The sequence below is a fragment of the Catenovulum maritimum genome (assembly GCF_001050375.1).
GTDB classification, from domain to species: Bacteria; Pseudomonadota; Gammaproteobacteria; order Enterobacterales; family Alteromonadaceae; genus Catenovulum; species Catenovulum maritimum.
Window position 1 is genome coordinate 408,951 of the sequence record NZ_KQ130482.1, and the last position, 19,836, is coordinate 428,786.

General features: G+C 38.3%; 11 protein-coding genes. 6 read left to right on the forward strand and 5 right to left on the reverse strand.

Annotation, left to right across the window (positions count from 1 at the left end; genetic code table 11):
* Positions 1–221 precede the first annotated feature (221 nt).
* Positions 222–1,889: a hypothetical protein gene (locus XM47_RS01455; RefSeq protein ID WP_048688556.1), complete on the forward strand. Its 1,668-nt coding sequence runs from the start codon at positions 222–224 to the stop codon at positions 1,887–1,889.
* An 82-nt stretch (positions 1,890–1,971) separates the two neighbouring features.
* Here the strand turns inward: XM47_RS01455 and XM47_RS01460 are convergent, their stop codons facing one another.
* The 3 genes from XM47_RS01460 to XM47_RS01470 all read right to left on the reverse strand — a co-directional run bounded on the left by XM47_RS01460 (position 1,972) and on the right by XM47_RS01470 (position 5,391).
* Positions 1,972–3,444, reverse strand: coding sequence for a sulfatase (locus XM47_RS01460; RefSeq protein ID WP_048688559.1), 1,473 nt, complete (start codon positions 3,442–3,444; stop codon positions 1,972–1,974).
* Positions 3,445–3,726: 282 nt separating this feature from the next.
* On the reverse strand, positions 3,727–4,626 hold the full coding sequence (locus tag XM47_RS01465) for a 2-dehydro-3-deoxygalactonokinase (protein ID WP_048688562.1): 900 nt from the start codon (positions 4,624–4,626) through the stop codon (positions 3,727–3,729).
* Positions 4,627–4,728: 102 nt separating this feature from the next.
* The gene (locus XM47_RS01470) at positions 4,729–5,391 is read right to left on the reverse strand and encodes a GntR family transcriptional regulator (protein WP_048688565.1); all 663 of its coding nucleotides are present in this window, start codon (positions 5,389–5,391) and stop codon (positions 4,729–4,731) included.
* 428 nt (positions 5,392–5,819) lie between these two features.
* Here XM47_RS01470 and XM47_RS01475 point away from each other — a divergent pair, with 428 nt between their 5' ends.
* Together XM47_RS01475 and XM47_RS01480 are read left to right on the forward strand one after the other, a co-directional pair.
* The gene (locus tag XM47_RS01475) at positions 5,820–8,675 is read left to right on the forward strand and encodes a TonB-dependent receptor (RefSeq protein ID WP_048688566.1); all 2,856 of its coding nucleotides are present in this window, start codon (positions 5,820–5,822) and stop codon (positions 8,673–8,675) included.
* 142 nt (positions 8,676–8,817) lie between these two features.
* Entirely contained in the window at positions 8,818–10,404 is a 1,587-nt protein-coding gene (locus XM47_RS01480) for a tryptophan halogenase family protein (protein WP_048688568.1), read from the forward strand.
* A gap of 83 nt (positions 10,405–10,487) precedes the next feature.
* Here XM47_RS01480 and XM47_RS19290 read toward each other — a convergent pair whose 3' ends face one another.
* Together XM47_RS19290 and XM47_RS01490 are read right to left on the reverse strand one after the other, a co-directional pair.
* Positions 10,488–12,086 carry a discoidin domain-containing protein gene (locus XM47_RS19290; protein WP_048688569.1) on the reverse strand — a complete coding sequence of 533 codons (1,599 nt, stop codon included), beginning with the start codon at positions 12,084–12,086 and terminating at the stop codon, positions 10,488–10,490.
* 692 nt (positions 12,087–12,778) lie between these two features.
* Positions 12,779–14,410, reverse strand: a complete 1,632-nt coding sequence (locus tag XM47_RS01490) for an RNA polymerase sigma factor (protein WP_048688572.1) — start codon at positions 14,408–14,410, stop codon at positions 12,779–12,781.
* Between the two features lie 299 nt (positions 14,411–14,709).
* On the opposite strand from XM47_RS01490, the gene XM47_RS01495 reads away from it, so the two are divergent.
* From XM47_RS01495 to XM47_RS01505, 3 genes are all read left to right on the forward strand, one after another.
* Positions 14,710–16,203, forward strand: coding sequence for a transcriptional regulator (locus XM47_RS01495; RefSeq protein ID WP_172656486.1), 1,494 nt, complete (start codon positions 14,710–14,712; stop codon positions 16,201–16,203).
* Between the two features lie 116 nt (positions 16,204–16,319).
* Complete coding sequence (locus XM47_RS01500) at positions 16,320–18,689, forward strand: beta-galactosidase (RefSeq protein WP_048688578.1); 2,370 nt, start codon at positions 16,320–16,322, stop codon at positions 18,687–18,689.
* Positions 18,690–18,926: 237 nt separating this feature from the next.
* Positions 18,927–19,802, forward strand: coding sequence for a hypothetical protein (locus XM47_RS01505; protein WP_048688581.1), 876 nt, complete (start codon positions 18,927–18,929; stop codon positions 19,800–19,802).
* The last annotated feature ends 34 nt before the right edge of the window (positions 19,803–19,836 follow it).

Below are 19,836 nucleotides of genomic sequence, written 5' to 3' on the forward strand. Positions count from 1 at the left end.
ATGATTTTTTATATAAGATTTGTTTTTGACAATTCGAGCAAGATCCCTTAAATTTGGAAAGGTCATCTTACCAATTTTTAGTGATGGACTATTTTTTAGTTAATACCTGCTCGGAGCTAGAGATGAATACTATATTAAATTTGAGATAAAAAAATTGTGCTAGTATTAACAATCAAAACAACTCATTTTCATTCATATAATATAAAAGAAGAGGAAAGTCGATGAAACGTATTCTCACGCTGTCTGTCATTTCGGGTTGCCTGTTAACCAGCTTGGGTTGCAGCCAGCAGTCTGAACCTGTGGTAGCTAAGCCAGAACAAGGGAAAGTGTTTTCGGTTGAAGCGGCAAAAGACAATTTAACTTTTGCTAAAAACCAATATTTAAAAATGATAGATCATGTTAAACATGAAAGGCATCTTGACGAAAAAGAAGGCTGTGAGGTTTCTCCTGATATTATTTGTGTCCCTCGCTCTCAAGAGCGTGATGAGATTCATCTAGAGTTACCTGAAAAATGGACTAATGGTTTTTATCCAGGGGTTTTATGGAAACTTTTATCGTCAAAGCAACATATTAGCGATTGGCAACAAACAGATGAGAATACCTTATATAGTCAGGCAACTTACTATCAAGATACACTTTTTTCTGAAGCAAAACGCGATTCAACCCACGACTTAGGCTTCATATTATATGACTCATTTGGCGAGGCTTTAAATTATGACGGTTTAGATGCAGAAACTCGCGAACAATACGCGAAAGCCTTAGAGCTCGGTAGAGCAACGTTAGCAACTCGATATAAAGATGATGTTGGTTTAATTCGTTCATGGGATTGGATCCCAAGAATGCGGATTTTAACTTTAGAGAACGGTGAGAGACAATCTGATAGATATACCTTGTCTAATCCTTGGACGTATCCGGTAATCGTCGACAATATGATGAATTTAGAGTATTTATTCTCTAGCGACGTACCTAGATATCATGAAATAGCGTTTAATCATGCTAAACACACCAGTATCAATCATTACTTTTACGATACATCAGACACTGAAAAGCAATACCCATTAGCCTATCATGTTTACGATTATGGCGCTGGCAAACCAGGTAACTGGCAAGGCGTTGGTAATGTATCAGCATGGGCGCGAGGCCAAGGTTGGTCATTATATGGTTATGTGACTGTGGTAGAAGCAATGGAAAAGGCGAAAATAGACCTATCAACTTACCCAGATTTTAAAGCGCATTTAAGTCGTTTATTCACAAGCGTTGAGCACTTATTACAGGATGGTGAAGTGCCTTACTGGGATTTCTTTGCCGCGCGCGATAACGCTTATGAGTATGCCGAAAACATTTCATCGGACACGGCTGTTTTTCACGGTGTTTTAGGTTTATGTGATAAACAAATCGAAGAAAATATTAAGCCATATATGGGCTACCGTCCAATGACGCTTAAGGCATCTATGCTATCTGAGGAATCTCTTCAGCGTTTAGAGGGTAAAGTTAACTGGCATGGTGAAAAAATTATTCAAGGTGATAAATTATTACCATGTGGTACCAAAGCTTATCCTGATACACATGTAAAAGTACCGAGAGATACCTCTGCTGCTGCTATTTATGCTGCTGCTTTATATCGCTATGCGACATTCACTAAAGACATAAATGAAAAAGCTAAATTTGCTGCATTAGCGGATAAAATTATGGCTAAGCTAACCAATGAATATCGAACTGATCGCAAAGGTAAAGGACGAGATTCTAGCTTTGATTTAGGTTTTGTATTATCAGAAGCAACGGGTGATATGGGCAATGGTGGTGAAATTGATACACCAATAATATATGGTGATTTTTACTTTATCGAAGCAAATATACGTAAAATAGAGTTTGAGAAAAGTAAAAGTTAATACTGCTCAATATTAAACAAAACCCCAAATCGGATCATTCTTGATTTGGGGTTTATTAACATCAGTAGAGCTCGAGTTAAGGTTATTTAGCCAAATAACTTTCGCTTTGCTTGATGACTTGTCCTAGATAAGCAGATAAACGCTTAACCTCTTTTTGATATTTAGGCTCTGAAACCACATTAGTTGTTTCTTCAGGATCAGCTGCTAAGTCAAACAACATATACTCTTTTTTACCTTCAGCAGTTAAATATTCAGTATAAATTAACTGACCGCTTACGACAGTATCACCTTCTTTAAATCGAGAATAAATAAACGGCTTGTGGCTTGCCTCTGGATTGGTTAGCAAAGAAGCCATGCTACGGCCAACCATTTGCTGTTTTAATTTTTCATCCGCAGGTATGCCGGATAAATCAACTAGAGTTGGGAATATGTCGACTAAGCTGACTAATGCATCTGACTTAAGAGCGGCTTGTGCTTTAGGTGAATCAATAATTAACGGCACATGCAAAGCCTTATTCAGCATATTATGCTTACCCCAAAAATTATGCTCGCCTAAGTTGAAACCATGATCACTGGTTAATACCACTATGGTGTTGTCTCTTAAACCAAGTTCGTCTAACTCAGCTAAAATATCACCCACTTGTTGATCAATAAAGCTGACAGCAGCGTAATAGCCTAACAAAGAGAAACGATGAAATTCATCAGAGTTGTACTCATGATTTTTGAAGTGGTAGGTGTGTATTTCACCAGAGCCTTTTAGGGATGCGGGTGCATTAATTGGTTTATCTCGTAATGCAGAAGGTTGAAAATTAGTATTTTTATACAGATCAAAATATTTTTGAGGTGCATTAAAAGGCAAATGTGGTCGACGGAAACCAGTGGCTAAGAAAAATGGTTTATCAAGTTTAGCTAATCGTTTTAAATCACTAATTGTTTTTTCCTTTACTTGGCCATCGTAATAAGCTTCGTCAGGCTCAGAAGCACTTTCATACCATGGTCCTCTATTACCCATATTTTGGGTAGACTTAACATATTTTTTGGAATCTTCACTATAGTATGCCAGCCCTTCCACCTTAGGTTCCCAAGCTAATTCAGTCCAGCTTTTTTGATTTGAATCTTTTCTACTATGGAAAACTTTACCATTTGAAATGGTATGGTAGCCGGCATTTTTAAAAAATTCGCCCATGGTTGTGGCTTCTGGTACTTCTCGCTCAGCATTGGCTAAATAATTAACAAACCTTGTTTTATGTGGGTATACACTGGTCATCATGCTTGCTCTTGATGCACCGCAAACAGGGACATTGGCATAAGCACGATTAAATAAAACGCCTTCAGATGCAAGTTTGTCTAAGTTCGGCGTAACAGCTCGTTTATCTCCCATCGCACCCATAGCAACACGGTAATCATCTATCATGATGAGTAAAACGTTTGGTTGTTTTTCTACGACCGAGCTTACCTCAGATTTTTGTTCGGAAGACGTTTGTTGGCAACCTAAAGCCAGCAAAGCGCAGGTGATAGCTGGCAATATTGGTTTTGTGAAAAAGTAATTCTTCATATCTTACATTTACTCTAAATGATTTAATTTGATTGAATTTTATCAATAATGAAAAGTTAAGTAAACGTTAATGAAAAATAGCGATTAGATTTTAATTGCTCAGATCAAACAAGCTAAACTCGGGTAACATCTTACTTCCTTGAGAGCTTTTGTACGGATAATTGAGTTGAATTAGCGTACGTAATAACCAGTTACTACAAACGCTAATTCGGTTTGTTTTTAAAAGATACTTCTCAAGAAATAGAAAATAAAAAAATTAATAATTTCATTGTGTTAGATTGTTTACTGCCCAGATTTTAGGTTAATAAGTTGAACCATTCCAGCCATGAAACAGTCATCGCCATTAGCGTAATCAGCTGCAATACCAAGTAAATTACAGGCGAGTAAATAGCGCTGACATAAGCCTTTTCCACCAACTATAGTGATCTGTGATTGAGTTAAACCCTTTAATTCGTAGCCGATTAACAACCCCGAAATAAACTCTTCGATATGCATGTCCGCAATATTGTCGAAGAGAAGGTGGGTTCGGGCTAAAAAAAGTAAATTGGTCAATTGTCCTGACTGGCTTTGTTCAACACCTTGGCGAAATACAGCATCGGATGCTTTTTGCTTTGGTAAATTTTTACCCAAAAGTGAATGTTGAGTGATAATTGAAAATAATTCACCCGTCATGAAAGTTTTGACCGATTTTATTTTGTCTTGCTCAAACGAGATGTGTTTACTATGAGTACCGGGTAAAATCGCGATGAAATTTGATGCTAGTTTTAGTTTAGCTAGGCCAAACACTTGAAGTTCTTCGCCGCGCATTACGTCTGCTTGTGTTCTATCTTTCACATGCTTCACACCCGGAAAAATACAAGCTGCCGCGCCCCAATCGGTGATAAATTGATAACTTAGCTGCTGAATTAATGCTGGCGCAGCTGGTGTTTCGACATAATCTAGGCTAACCCAACCATTGAGTGAGCCTACCATACCTGCCATATATATAGGTAAATGCTCAAATTCGTTCAACCAATCACTCAAAATGCTGTGTAGAGTCTCAGCAAATTGATTATCTTGAACGCTTAGCAGGCCTTTGTTTTGCTGGGTCGAGTCAATGAGCGAGTCTTTGTCGTTCATCAAAAAAGCTCTAAAATTGGTCGTGCCCCAATCAATAATTAAGTAGTTGTTAGTTTTGGTCATTTTAAACTTGTAGACTCGTTATTAAGGTATATCTGAAACAATGCACACAAGGGTTTAAAATGGAACAAACTAACTGACTAACGCATCAGCTAGTCTTCGAAATTAAAAATATCTAGACCAGTAGGTACCACTATTCGAGATATGTTTTCTGAGTATTTCAAGGGAAGCGTCCAAATCTCTGGCTTGGATAGCGACCATCATTTCTCTATGTTCTTTTAAACTTTTGTCTACACGCGAAGCTTTTATTGGTAAGTTTGCATGCATGATTTGCAATACTAAACGTTTTTGACACCACAGCTCGATTGCACTTTTATTGTAGTGCTGGCTATACATATGCCAATGAAATTGAGTGTCGAGATTACGGAAAGAGACCTGATCATCTTCAGCTACATTTTCCATTTTCTTTAAAATGTCATTTAGTATTTTTATGTCTTCTTTATCGTGCTCCAATACAAACCACTCCATTAAATAGGGATCAAGTAGTTGTAAAATTTCGAAGACATCACGCATGGTTTTATTTTCAAATTGAGTAACCCGAGCACCACTATTTGGACTAACAGTTACAAAGCCTTCGCCTTGCAATTGCTTCAAGGCTTCACGTATCGGATTGACACTCACCTCATATCGAGTAGCTAATTTAGTGGTCACTAAACGATCACCCGCTTTAAATACACCATTTGAAATGTCGCGAATCACCCGTGCATATAAGGATGTATCGTCTGAAAATAATGGTGACTGTAACTCTTGAGTATGCTCTTTACTCATAAAACGAACTCTAAATTTTAGTAATAAGACGAAATGATAGCATATTTAATGAATAAGCTTAACCAGGCTCAAAATTAACTGATTAGACTAAATTCAGGCGTCATACCCTATTCAATTTAGATAACAAAAATCCTTTAAAATTATTTAGTTGAGATGATTTTGTTGCATTGTCACAATCCCACTAATGACAATATTGAATATGATTATGGGCTTGATCATCTGTCAAAACTTCAATAAAAGCCGGTAAACTTTAAATTAATTAGAGTGTGAATACAAACTAAAAATGTTGTCATTTGGTTAAAATTGAGTGTTGATCTAATTTAAATTGTGTGCAATATTTATTTTGGTGAAATATTGTTCATTGTATTTGGTTAACAATATTTCGATTAAAGTAATTAATAACAACAAATTGCTATCAAGGGATTCAAATGAAAAAAATAGATCAAGCTTTCAAACCTAGCAAAGTGGCTATGGCGATTGCGTTAGTGACACTCAATTCAGTATCAATTAGTGCTCAGGCACAAGAAACAGCAGAAGAGACCGAAGTTATTAATGTGGTTGGTATTAGAGGCTCATTGATTAGTTCTTCAAATATTAAAAGAGAATCTAGCGGTGTGGTCGATGCAATTACTGCAGAGGACATAGGTAAATTTCCGGATACTAACTTAGCAGAATCATTGCAACGCATTACAGGCGTTTCTATTGATCGCTCTAATAACGAGGGTAATAAAGTTTCTGTACGTGGCTTCGGGCCAACATTTAATATGGTTACGTTAAATGGTCGAGCTATGCCAACTTCATCAACTCTATCAACGGATGTCGGGATTAACCGAGCATTTAATTTTCAGCATATTGCCGCTGAAGTTGTATCAGGTGTCGATGTTTATAAAACAGGTAAAGCAAATATAACCAGTGGTGGAATCGGTGCAACCATCAACTTGAATACAGCTAAGCCTTTAAGTATTGGCGAGCGCAAGTTAACGGCTGGTGCTAAAGCTATTATGGATACGAGTAATGTGAAAGGTCGAGATATTACGCCTGAATTTTCTGCGTTATACAGTGATGTTTTTTTAGATGGTAAGTTAGGCTTACTTGCAACTTATGCTCACTCGGAACGAGACAGTCGAAAAGAAGCTGTGGTTAACGATGGTTGGTTATCTGATGATGGTTCTGATTACACTAATATAGATACAAGTGGTATTACAAATCCAAATAACCCTAATAAGAATTTTTGGGTGCCACGTAACTTTGCTGTTGAATATGGCGATCACAAGCGAGAGCGTGATAACGCTCAGTTTGTTGCAGAGTTAGCCCCAACAGAAGGGTTAAAAATTGGTTTAGATTATACTATGTCGCGCTTTGACGAATCGATTAATCGGGTATTAACTGGTTTTTGGTTTGATTCAGATGCGAACACCACAGGTAAAGCTGATGAAAACGGCACTGTTATTAACCCTAGGCATAATAATCATAGATTAAATTTTACCGCGACGCATCAAGTGGTTGAAACAGAGAACGATTCACTTGGTTTAAATATTGAGTGGCAGGCGACTGAAAATTTGAAGCTTGAGTTCGATGCGCACGAGTCCACTTCGGAAACCCAACCGGGTGGTGAGATCAGTGAGTTTACTTCAGTAATTAGTACACCGCCAGATGCTAGATATGTTGATATAGGGCTAGACTTTGGTAATGCAGATGTACCAAGGGTAACAGCTGTAACAACCAGCACATTTGAAGCGGACAATGCACCTAGTCCTTTACCAGCTAACTATGATCCATTCTCTACTGCACATATTGATGGCGACGTTGTCGTATTGCGAGGTCATGCGATAAAAAATACCATTAAACAGTGGGAGTTTAGTGGTACTTGGACCAATCCAGGTTATGGTTTGTTGAGTAAAATTAACTTTGGGATTGGCAATACAGATTACCAGTTTGACACAGCTAAACGGTTCGGTTTTGACTTTTTATACGACGATTTAGATATGGATGCGTTAGGCATTTCTTTTAGTCCATCAAAAATTGGCAGTAACTTTAGTGGTGGAGACCAATTATTTGCGATGCAATTTAATGTCGATCCTAAAAGAGTAAATGCTGCGGTTACGGCTGGTAATTTTGTCACTGAAAATCCGATCACTCAAGATAATATTAATGAAGATACTTTATCAGCCTATATTTCAGCGGATTTAGAAACTGAGATTGGTAAAATGCCAGTCAGTATTAACCTAGGTGTAAGGTATGAAGATACGGATGTAACTGCATCATCAACTGCAACCTTACCGACTAATTTAGCTTATTTATCCGTCGAAGAAATTAGAGAAGTGTTCCCTGAAGGCTCGGGTGCGACCATAGATACCTTAACGGGTGGCTATAAAGAATTTTTGCCTAATTTAGATATCAATCTTGAGTTGGCCGACGATATTTTTGCCCGCTTTGCTTATAGCAAAACTTTAACCCGAAGTGATGTGACCTCGATAGCACCAGCGACAAATATAACTAACACTAGACCGGGCGGGCCATTTAACGCAACGCAAGGCGATCCAAATTTGCAGCCTTATAGCTCAACAAACTTAGACTTGTCGTTTGAATGGTATTACGACGAAGGTAGTTATGTTTCTATTGGTTATTTTAATAAAGATGTAAAAAACTTTATTGGCACAACCACAGAATTAAGAACAATTAATGATGCCAGTGGTAATCCATTAAGAGATCCATCAGCTAACCCTAGACCAGGTTGTCCGGATGCTAATGATAACCCTGATTGTTTAGCAAATAGTTCAGATCCTATTATTGATTTTGAAGTAACTATTCCAAAAAATTTAGAGGATGCCAAAATTGATGGCTTTGAGCTCGCTGCGCAGCACTTATTTGGCGATAGTGGCTTTGGTGGTCAAATTAATTACACTATGGTAGATGGCAGCGTTGAATATGATATCTACTCATTTGAGCAAACCGTTGCACTAACAGGATTAAGTGACTCGGCTAACTTGGTTGGCTTTTATGACAAAGATGGATTTCAAGCTCGTATCGCTTACAACTGGAGAGATGATTTCTTACTTAATACGGATCAGTTCCATAGTGCAAATGAACCTCAGTTTACTGAAGCTTATGGCCAAGTCGATTTTAGTATCAGTTATGAAATTAACGATAATATCTCTTTGACCTTAGATGGCTTAAACATTACTGAAGAAACCACTCGTCGTCATGGACGATTTGAAAATCAGTTCTTAGCTGCAGAAAACTTTGGTAGCCGTTATTCATTAGGGGTACGTGCTAAATTTTAACGGAAAACCAATGTGCATTTCAGCTTTTAGGATCTGCATATTATGAAGCATCTTGATTTGTTACAACTCACATATCAAGGATTAATAGGCTGCTATGTTAAATAGCGGCCTATTATGTTTTTGCCATTTTTAAAGGTGTTATATGAATACAGGCGTAACAAATATAGTGGTTGTTGGTGGTGGCACTGCAGGGTGGATTACAGCGGGGACAATAGCAGCGGAGAGCATAAAGAAGTATGGCCTTGGTGTAATTAACGTCACTTTGGTTGAATCTGCCAATATAGCACCAATTGGAGTCGGAGAGGGCACTTGGCCGACTATGCGGCAAACACTTGCGAATATGGGTATTTCTGAATACGACTTTATTAAAAAGTGTAATGCCACTTTTAAGCAAGGCTCACAATTTAATGCCTGGTGTAGCGGACAAATTGAAGATAGTTATTACCATCCATTTTCGTTACCTGCTGATTTTGTAAATACCAATTTAGCTTGGCATTGGATGTCTAATAGCCATCAAATGCCATTTGCTGAACTTGTGTCACCACAGCAAGTTGTTTGTCAGTATCAGCTTGCTCCAAAACCTTTTCCTTATGATGAATATTCAGCGGTTTGCAACTATGGCTATCACTTAGATGCAGCTGCTTTTGCCGAATTTTTAAAAAATCACTGCATGACTAAGCTTGGCGTTACTCATATTATTGATGATCTTGTGGCAGTAAATGCGGCAGATAAACTTAATACTAAAGATAAATGCAATTCGCAAAACCCAATTGATCTTGACATAGAATCAATCACGACTCGCAAGCATGGTAATATTGAAGGTGATTTTTTTATTGATTGTACAGGACAAAAAGCTTTACTCATTGGTGAGCATTACCAAGTGCCTTTCATCTGTAAAAAAGATGTACTCTTTATAGATTCTGCAATAGCAGTGCAGCTACCAACCGAGATTGAAGATGAAATCGCATCAGTGACTTTATCAACAGCCCAGCCTGCGGGTTGGATTTGGGATATAGGTTTACATAATCGTCGAGGGATTGGCCATGTTTATGCCAGTGACTATATCAACGATGAAAGGGCTCAACAGCAGCTTATTTCATATCTTAACAAACAAGCTAATCGAACCGTGAAGCAAGATGATTTAAGTTTTAGGCAGATAAAATTTAAACCGGGACATAGGGCTAAATTTTGGCATAGAAACTGTGTTGCGGTTGGGTTATCTGCCGGATTTGTCGAGCCATTAGAAGCTTCTTCACTCGCTTTAGTTGAATTGTCTGCGCAAATGATTGCTCAGCAACTTCCGAGTAATCGAGCTGCTATGTCTAGGTTAGCTGAGCAATTTAATCAACGGTTTTTATATCGTTGGCAGCGCGTTATTGATTTTTTAAAATTGCACTATGTCCTGAGCCAGCGTCAGGATAGCCAGTTTTGGCTCGATAATCGCAAGCCAGATAGCATCCCAGAAAGTCTTAAACATCAACTCGCTATATGGCAAGATCAAACGCCATGGCATTACGATTTTGATCGAATTGAGGTATTTCCATCCGCGAGTTACCAATATGTTTTGTGCGGCATGGGGTTTAAAACTAATCTAAATGGTCTCAAGCCTTCGTTGCAGCAAGAAACAATCGCGGTTGAAAATTATAATCGAGTCCAAGCTAGTACAGGGCAGTTTTTAGCTAAACTAGCAAGTCATAGAAAGGTGATACAACAGATTAGAGCGGCTTAATGATGAGTTTTTGTTGAAAATACCAGCCAATAAATTAGCTGGTATTTAAATTAATCGATATATCAATAAAACAAGCGGGCGCTTTAATGATTACTGCTGTAACTTACATTTGTTAGAGTTGCTTTAGAGGTTGTAATACCAAACTCTTCAAAACATTCAGCCCATGAGTCAGAATCACCTCGTGTACCACATTCTTCACGGGTATACGGGTCTTGAGACTGCATATAGTTACCAAATTTAAAGTAAGTAGCAGCGTCATCTTGTACTTTTAGCATTGCGGTTTGACCAAAAGCGCTAATTGTTACAGTACCATAGTTGTTCACCATGCTTAGATCAAAAGAACCTCCGCTGGTAATAGTGCCAAGCGCCCATTTTTGCTCAGTGCCATTAGTGCCACGTAAACGTACATAAACGTCAAATATGCCATTATTAGCAACGCTGTCGATGAAACCTGATTCACTTGAATCAGCAACAAATACTTTCATTAAAGTAGATACTGTTGAACCGTGAGTTTGCGCCACAATTGTTTTAGCACCATTTGACAGATCCATTTTGTACGTTGCAGAAAAAGTTTCGTAAGTATCGTACATGTCTTTACGTTTACTGGTTTTGATTTTGTATTCATGACGCCAGCCGCCACCACCAGAAGTGGTATATTTTGTTGTTAATGGAACAAACTCAAGCGTTTTACTATTTACTAATGGATGCGGGTTATCACCTTCTAAATCAAATAAAGATCCATCTGTAATTATGCTAGGAATATCAGAATTGTTACCACCTGAAGATTCAGCACCATAAAGCTTCACTTCTGTGACATTCATCCAGTTACTACCAGCACTGTTTGATTGCGCTTTAACTCTTACTTGGCGTGCATTAATGTCTGTCACATCGTATTTTTCAATTGCCGTAGTGTTACCTGTGCTGACTGCATCATGAATTTTTGTCCAAGTGCCACTGGTACCTGGTCGAGCATATATTTCGAAGGTATGAGTGCGAGAATCGCCTTGTCCCCAAGCAATCCCAACTTCTTTAACCTCTTTTGCTTCGTCTAATTGAAGGGTTAAATTAACAGCATCTCCGCCGGCTTCTGCAGCCCAGCGAGAAGTCCAATCTGTATTGTTATCTATTGCTTTAGATGCAGGGTAGCTAGAGTGGCTAGTACCGTCATCAAAGGCGGTATCTACTGCTAGTTCACCATCTGCTGAGTTACCACCAGTGCCATATAATTCTACTTCTTTAATGTTAGTCCAAGTTGAACCTGAGCTGTTTTCGAATGTTTTAATTCTTACTTGCTGAGCATCAATATCATCAATGTCGTAAACTTCAATACTTGCACTTGAGCCAGTGCTGACACTGTCGTAAACCTTGGTCCAAGCGCCACTCGTTGCAGCTCGTGCCCAAATCTCAAAAGTGTGAGTTTGATCGCCGCCGTTCCCCCACGAAACGCCAACCTCAGTTACAGTTTGAACTGAATCTAGGTTAAGTTGTAAATTAACTGGAGAGCCAGAAGCTGCCCAACGAGATGCCCAAGCTAAACTACCGTCTATTGCGTTTGATGCAGGGTAACTGGCATGTCCGTTGCCCCAGTCTTCTGCGCTATCAATTTGTAAAGTATTTGCATGCGAAACGTTTGTTACTGCTAGCGCAAGAAGTGCCAAGCTTAGAGTTTTCGTTACTTTCATTAATTACTCCGATAATTTTGGTTATTAAGACCAAGGTTCTGTTAGTAAATATTGAGTTTAAAAAAGTTGTTATACCAAAATTAAGGATTTGTTTATTTTGTATTACAATTATGCCTGTCACTTTGGTTTGCGTAAATTAACACTTGATTATCATTGTTGCAACTTTTGTTTTTTAATTGTTTTTATTAATCTGGTTTTTTGTGATTAACCAGTTGTTTTATATTTATTTTATTTCTATTTTGTTGTTTGACATTTTTGTCTTTTAAGACTTCTGTTTTTAGCTTGTGTGAGCATAATCCAAGCAATAAAGTCGAAAAAACAACAGAAGAATAAGGAGCAAAAAGAAGAGGCAAGGGAGAAGATACAAGAAAAGAACTGTCACAAAATGGAGATTAGACGGGAAATAATGGAAAGAATTAAGAGTATTAGATAAGGGAAAAACAAGGAAATAAAAGCGAGTGGAAGGTGAGCGAAAGCTGAATTTTACAATTTCAGTCGTACCTGAGGTGGCAATATCGAGTAATCAGTATTTGTGTGATCTTCATGCTTAGAGCTTATCAATTATAATTTTTTATCGTCTGTTTTCAGCTTTGTAAGCGAGAAGCATGCTCGCGCCTGCTACAAAGCTTTAGAGTAGAGCTGGTTATCCATTATTTTAAAATAACCAGCTCTAATTTAACATCGCTAGCCACTTATAGTTCATCTGATGCCGAGGACATTCTTTGTCGCACTTGGTGTGAGTGCAAAATAGCCGGTATGATGACGAGCGCAGAGATAAAGGCTAATACCCAAAGGTAACTTTGTTCTAATAAAGCTAGATGGGATAATTTAGTTGCCGCTTCCGTATTCACTTGAGCTGCAAACGCAATCGGTGCTATGGCTGCATCTTTTGCAATTGAAAAACCCCCACTGACGGCACTTTCCCATCCTAAAGCAGAAAAAGCAGCGTAAGCCTTATATCCAATAGCTGCAGAGCCAAATCCAATGATACCAATGCCAACAGTGCCTAAACCAATTAAGCCAAAACCGACAGCACCAATACTTACAATACCAACGGATACTATACCGACACTAATGGGTGCAATTGCAATCGCTCCCCAAGCAAATAGCAAACCGTAGGCTGTGGTACCGCCTGCTACCCAAGCTACGGCAGGCGTATCGCCATATTCAGGTGAACTAAACTGAAAATGAAATAATGGAATACCTAATAACTTTAATCGGCTTTTGTATTCTCGTTTTTTATCTGTTTTTTGATCAATAGGGCGTTGGAATGCTTCTGCATTCAATATTCTTTCTTGTGCGCGTAATGCTTTGGCTTTATCAATCATTTTATACACTAAAAATAGATAACTTAGGGTAAAACCAAAAACTAGAATTTGGGCGCTAGTTGCATAAAATATTAGGTTTTCAGATGTGGTGATGGCTAGGTGTTTTAATAAAAACATACCTAAAATATACACAATGACAATGGAAAAGAAAATGGCGACTACTTTAAACACCTGCATGCGCTCGTTTTGCGTACGAGATTGTGCTAAAGCTGCTTTTACCCCAAAGAATGAGCTTATCACACCGGAAAATGCGGCTAGAAAAATAATAAAACTGGATATTTTAAACAAAGCACCTGCTTTAGCGCTGCCAACCCCGACACCCGCAATTTGAGCTGGTGGAGCCACGCCTTCTATTGCAGCAAGTACACCTGTGGTAAAACTAATGCTAGGTTTGCTTTTCGCTAATCCTTCCTCAACAAACGTGGTCATAGCTTGCTTTAATAAACTTCGCCCTCTAGATAAACGTTTTTTAGCGGCATCGATTGATAAATCTAATTCGCTAGCGACACGTTCTATGGATTGATGTTCTCGATAAAATAAGACTAATGGCTCACGGTAATTGCTTTCCATTTTGTTTATGGCTTGCCACAACAAATTTTGTTCTTGTTCTGATATGGCTGCTTCATCCATTGGCAAAGATTCGGGCGCTTGATCTACTTTTATATCTATATCACTCGCCTGTTTTAATGTTTGATTGTCTGTGACGCGGCGATAACGGCTTACTTTGAATTTGAGGATGCCACACAACCATGCTTTTAGTTTTTCAGGATCCTTGAGTGTGTTTAGTTTTTTCCACGCTTCTACAAAAGTTTCTTGGGCAATATCTTCACTATGCTTAATATCACCAACGGATGAATAAGCTAGAGAGCATAATAAATTTTGATATTTAGCAACAATTTCGCCAAACGCAGTGCGATCTCCACCTAAAGAGGCTAAAACTAAGTTGGCGTCACTTGTATTTGTTGTGGTTGAATTTAGCTTGTTTAACATACTCATAAAAATTTTCCTTTGGTTTATAAAGTATGTGCCGTTTTTTCGCTAAAAGGTGACAAAATTTATTATTTATTTTGTATTTAACATGGATGGAGCGCGGAAAATAAAAAATTTCTTTGAGCAGACCAAGATCGAACTTTTCAAATATGAATAGGATATGGTTTTAGTATTTGTCATTTCAGTACTTAACTATATCTAAGCTGTAAATAGGCTATTTTATTTTTGGTTAACAATAAATTGTTTGTTAACTGTTTTTTTACCAAGTTATAATGCATGCTTGTTTAGACTGGGTGGTATGTATTTTGACAGTTAAGTATATTGGAGATAATTTCGTAATAGATGAATTAGCGCATTGCATCTATATAGCTGAGCATAAGCATACTGTCAGGCCTAAAACGTTCGATTTGCTTGTGTATTTATTGTCCAAACCGAATCAAATTGTTGATAAAGCACAATTGCTCGCTCAAGTCTGGGACGATGTAACGGTTGAAGAACAAGTTATTTTTCAATCGATTACAGAATTGCGTAAAATTTTTGCTGGGCAAACCGTTATTCAAACACACCCTCGTAAAGGCTATGCTTGGGTCGCACCTTTTGTGCTTGAAAAAATTCAAGTTGAAAAACCATCACCACAGTTTAAGGCATCTAAATATTTGGGTAAAAAATGGTTGATGGCGAGCGCAGTTTTAGTGTTTATCAGTATTTTGATGATTTTTAGCTATTTCCATCGTGATGACAATATATCCAAGTCTAACGTAAAGCAGCCAACACAAACCATATTTATCTTACCGACAAAAAACAAATTGATGGATGCTAATTTTGGTTGGGTTAGTATGGGGATCATGGATTCCCTCATTACTCAGGCGGGCGATCATAGTAATATTATGCCGCTTGATTACGTATTATTGTCTATGCGTAATGCTCAAATGACACGTGATTATGATGCGGGCCAAATTCAACGCTTATTTAAAATTACAAATGCGAGTGTCGTGGTTGAATCTGAGATATCGCGTATTTTGGGTGAATATCAGCTGCTGTACCAAATTCATTTTTTAACCCATCAGCAGCGCGGCGTTATCCAACATACTTCTATTGAAGGTTTAATTAGTCGGTTAGCCGATATTTTGGCGAACTCAACCAATGTGCAATTGGCTGGGCAATCTACTCAATCAAAAACGATTTATAGTGAGATGTTTGTTGAGGCGGTTTTATTGTCGCAACAAGGCAAGTTGGCTGATGCGATTCAGTTGATGCAAACTCTAATTAAACTAGAGCCGACTAATATAGCGGCATATAAGATGTTGATTGATTGGCTGCAATACCTTGGTAAATATGCGCAAGCTTTAGTATTCAGCCAACAAGTTATAGAGGTATTAGAGCAATCGAATTTACCTAAATCAGAGTTGTATTATCGCCACGCTTATAATTTATTTAAATTAGGTGATATTGCCGCCGCTACTGAGTATTCCAAGCAGCTCAACCAATTGTTAGCAGTTGAAAATAACCCATATTATTTGGGATTTGCTAAACAATTAGAAGGTGAACTTTTGCTTGAACAAGAGCAGCCTAATGCAGCACTTCAAGCATTCAAATTATCCTTGCAGCAGTTTGAGCGAGTTTCTTTTTCTATAGGCATGACAAGTATTCATTGTTTAATGGCTAAAGCCTATCAACAACTTAATCAGGCTGAGCAGCAAGATAAACACTTGCAAGCAGCGCGTAAAGTCGTGCGAGAATATGAAATTCACAATTTACTTGGCTTGTTTAGAATAGAATTAGATATGTTAGAGAATTAATCTAACTAACTGTATTTAAAGGTTTATAGTTTTTTATAGAAAGTTTTAGAACCTTTATAAGTAAAAGTTCATTAGTCTGTTTTCGTCATCTTGGACACTAACGATGGGAAAACAATATGAAACTAAAAAAACGATATTTAGCCAGTTTAGTTGCTGTGCTCACTAGCCAACTTAGTGGTTGTAACAATTTAAATAATCAAGAAAAAGAAAGCCAATCAAGCCAAGTAAAGATGGCTGAAGTGGTATTGTTTGATTTTGAAAAGGGTCAGGTGCCCGACGGCTTTGAATTTTGGAATGCCGCGAGTTCAGTAACGGATAAAACCAGTGCAATTGACGGTAACCACTCTTTATTAGTTAAAGTTAATACACTAGATAACAACAGCGCTGGTATGCGTATTAAGCCTGAAAAGGCATTCGATTGGAGTGAGTATCAAGACTTTAACCTAGCGTTTGATTTAACCAATGCAGGTACTGAGTCGTTACAAATTGATTTAACTATTTCGGATGAGAATGGCGGTTTTTATACGCGAGGTTTAGTTGTTCCTGTGGGGAAAACACAAACTTTTTACGCCAAAATGGATGGTCACGATCAACAAGATCCCCCTTGGGCAACGCAAACTGAGTTTAATTTTGCTTCAGGTTTACGCTCAAACCCAGTCACTTGGCAGTCAGATGATAAACAAGTGTATTCGTTTTGGGGCAAAAAACGTTTAGACATATCAGCTATAACCGCCATTAATTTTTCAGCCAATGGATTATTGTCTGATAGGCAGTTTACCGTCGATAATATTCGTTTACGCGCAAACCCTAAAATGGATGAAAACTTTTTAGTTGGTTTAATTGATGAGTTTGGTCAAAACGCTAAAGTTGATTATCCAAACAAAGTTAAGTCGGATGCGCACTTAAAACAAATGGCAGCAGAAGAACTGGCTAGTCTGAATGCTGAGTTGATGGACGATCGCACTAAGTTCCATGGTTGGAAATCAGGTCCAAGGTTTGCAGCGACAGGGTATTTCCGCACCGAAAAAATTGAAGGCAAGTGGGCACTTATTGATCCTGAAGGTTACCTATATTTTTCTTCGGGTATAGATATTATTCGCCTGTCTAACTCATCTACTTTAACAGGGTATGATTTTGATCAGAATTTAGTTGAAAAACGCACTGCAGATATGACAGTGGCGGAAGATGATCAGCCGTTAAATCCTGTTAGTAAACAAGCTCAAGCGACTCGTTATGTCGCTAATCAGACACGGAAAGATCTATTTAACTGGTTGCCAGATTATAATGACTCCTTGGGTAATCACTATGGCTATCGCCGCGAAACCCAAAGTGGTCCACTTAAACATGGCGAAACCTTTAGTTTTTATAGTGCCAATTTAGAACGTCGATATGGCGAAACGTATCCTGAATCGTATTTAGACACTTGGCGTCAAGTGACGCTACGCCGTATGCTAGATTGGGGTTATACCTCTTTGGGTAACTGGTCAGAAAGCAGTTACTATGGTAACAACCAAATTCCATTTGTCGCCTTTGCCGATATTATTGGCGATTTTGGCACCTTATCAAGCGGGTTTGATTTTTGGCATGGTGTGCCTGATGCGTATGACCCTAAGTTTAAACAAAGAGCGGTTGCCGCAGCAAAACATGTTGCTGCGCAAATAAACGCAACGCCTTGGTGTATGGGCGTGTTTTTAGATAATGAACAAAGCTTTGGTCGTGGCGGCTCTGATGAGTCTCGTTATGGCATAGTGCTTAATACACTCACGCGAGATGCCAAGGAAGTGCATGCTAAAGCGGCATTTACACAGTCACTTAAAAACAAGTACAAAACTATATCTGCACTGAATAAAGCTTGGCAAAAAGATATAGCTTCGTGGCAAGCATTTGCTGCCGGTATTGATGCTAGCTTTAACACAGAGCAACAAAAGCAAGATTATTCAGAGTTACTTTATCAATATGGTGTGCAGTATTTTGGCACTGTTAACGCTGCGCTTAAATCTGTGTTGCCAAATCATTTGTATTTAGGATCGCGTTTACCTGTTTGGGGTATGCCGTTAGAAATTGTTAAAGCGGCTGCTGAAAACAGCGATGTCATTACTTACAATCTGTACGAAGAAGGTTTGGTTAAAGGTCAATGGGACTTTTTAGCCGAAGTCGATGCGCCTAGCTTAATTGGCGAATTTAGTTTTGGTGCGGATGATGCTGGGCATGTTCACCCTGGAATTGTGATTTCTGCCGACCAAAAAGACCGCGCAGAGCAAATGAAGAAATATATGCATTCAATTATCGACAATCCATATTTTGTCGGCGTTCATATGTTTCAATATGCAGACGGACCGATAACGGGTCGTGCCTATGATGGTGAAAACTACAACACAGGTATTGTGCGAGTTACGGATGTGCCATACGAACATATGGTTGAAGCCGCGAAAGATGTGCATCAAAACCTATATCAAAGACGTTATGGGTATCTGTTGAAGGATTAAATTTGTAGACCCTAGGGAGCGTTAATGCTCCCTATCTTTTGCAGAGATTCAGCTAAGCCGCTATTTTCTCTCTCTGTAGAGTTAAGTGTTTATCTACTGCCACTGCTCAGCAGCAAAATCTTTGATTTTATTTTAGTTAACAATAAACAATTCTTGATCTTAAAATATCTATCTATTAGATTAGTTCATCTATTAAATTGTTAACGATTTTTTCCAATTAAAGGACAATACATTATTATGTTTAAGATAAGCTCAATTATTTTAACATGTTTCTTAGTAACGGCCTGCAGTCTTGAAATTGATTCTGGTGATGAAGATATCTCACATTATGGTCTCTATAACAGTATAGAAAGTCAGACTACGACGGATCAAACGAGCCAAAATAGAATCTCAGTCGGTCAATTTGGTTATGCCATCATTGACAGCCAACACCATTTATATCAGGTGTCTATGCCAACGGTTGGCACTGCTTCTGATATATTAATTGAGCCAGTTGGCTACGACTGTAGTAGTGGAACATGTGTGCTAGTGACTGTACAAGACTTAGATTCGAATGGCTCCATGGATTCACTTGGCTACGACTGTGACACGCTAGATTGTGAGCTAGATGTCGCAACTAGTAAAATTATCACAGCTAAGCTGCAATTTACCGAACAAAAAATCAGTGGTTCTGCTTTACGTTATACTCCAGCCCCTGAAAATTATTCAGCTACTGGTGAATTTAAGCAAACAGATTTTGTTTTAAACTTAACCAATGATTCCACTAATCAGCCAACTCTTTTTTTACAAAAATCGTCTCAATTAGTCGCTTCCAACTTAGACCAAATTTCAGGGAACTGGACAAATACTAATGCGACTAGCAGTTATAGTATTGATAGTGTCGGTAACATCAGTGGTAGCAATCAAGCCGGTTGCATTGTTTCGGGTAAGTTGACTGGTGAACAAGATCAACTGCTAGAGAAAATCTCATTAGTTATCTCAGGTTGCACTGCAAATAATCAAACAGTGCAAGGCTACATTGCTCGCATCGCCTCTGAAAACAATGCGAACTTCACATTACTACTCGTTGCGAATAATGACAACTTCGCATTTGGTGAAATATTAATAAGATAATCCGAGCGGTATAGCGCTAAATTTTTAAAATTAT

Excerpts from the sequence above, each read along its gene's own strand:
- XM47_RS01455 (WP_048688556.1), top strand. The coding sequence starts at position 222 with ATGAAACGTATTCTCACGCTGTCTGTCATTTCGGGTTGCCTGTTAACC.
- XM47_RS01505 (WP_048688581.1), top strand. The coding sequence starts at position 18,927 with ATGTTTAAGATAAGCTCAATTATTTTAACATGTTTCTTAGTAACGGCC.
- XM47_RS01475 (WP_048688566.1), top strand. The coding sequence starts at position 5,820 with ATGAAAAAAATAGATCAAGCTTTCAAACCTAGCAAAGTGGCTATGGCG.
- XM47_RS01490 (WP_048688572.1), bottom strand. The coding sequence starts at position 14,410 with ATGAGTATGTTAAACAAGCTAAATTCAACCACAACAAATACAAGTGAC.
- XM47_RS01460 (WP_048688559.1), bottom strand. The coding sequence starts at position 3,444 with ATGAAGAATTACTTTTTCACAAAACCAATATTGCCAGCTATCACCTGC.
- XM47_RS01480 (WP_048688568.1), top strand. The coding sequence starts at position 8,818 with ATGAATACAGGCGTAACAAATATAGTGGTTGTTGGTGGTGGCACTGCA.
- XM47_RS19290 (WP_048688569.1), bottom strand. The coding sequence starts at position 12,086 with ATGAAAGTAACGAAAACTCTAAGCTTGGCACTTCTTGCGCTAGCAGTA.
- XM47_RS01500 (WP_048688578.1), top strand. The coding sequence starts at position 16,320 with ATGAAACTAAAAAAACGATATTTAGCCAGTTTAGTTGCTGTGCTCACT.
- XM47_RS01465 (WP_048688562.1), bottom strand. The coding sequence starts at position 4,626 with ATGACCAAAACTAACAACTACTTAATTATTGATTGGGGCACGACCAAT.
- XM47_RS01470 (WP_048688565.1), bottom strand. The coding sequence starts at position 5,391 with ATGAGTAAAGAGCATACTCAAGAGTTACAGTCACCATTATTTTCAGAC.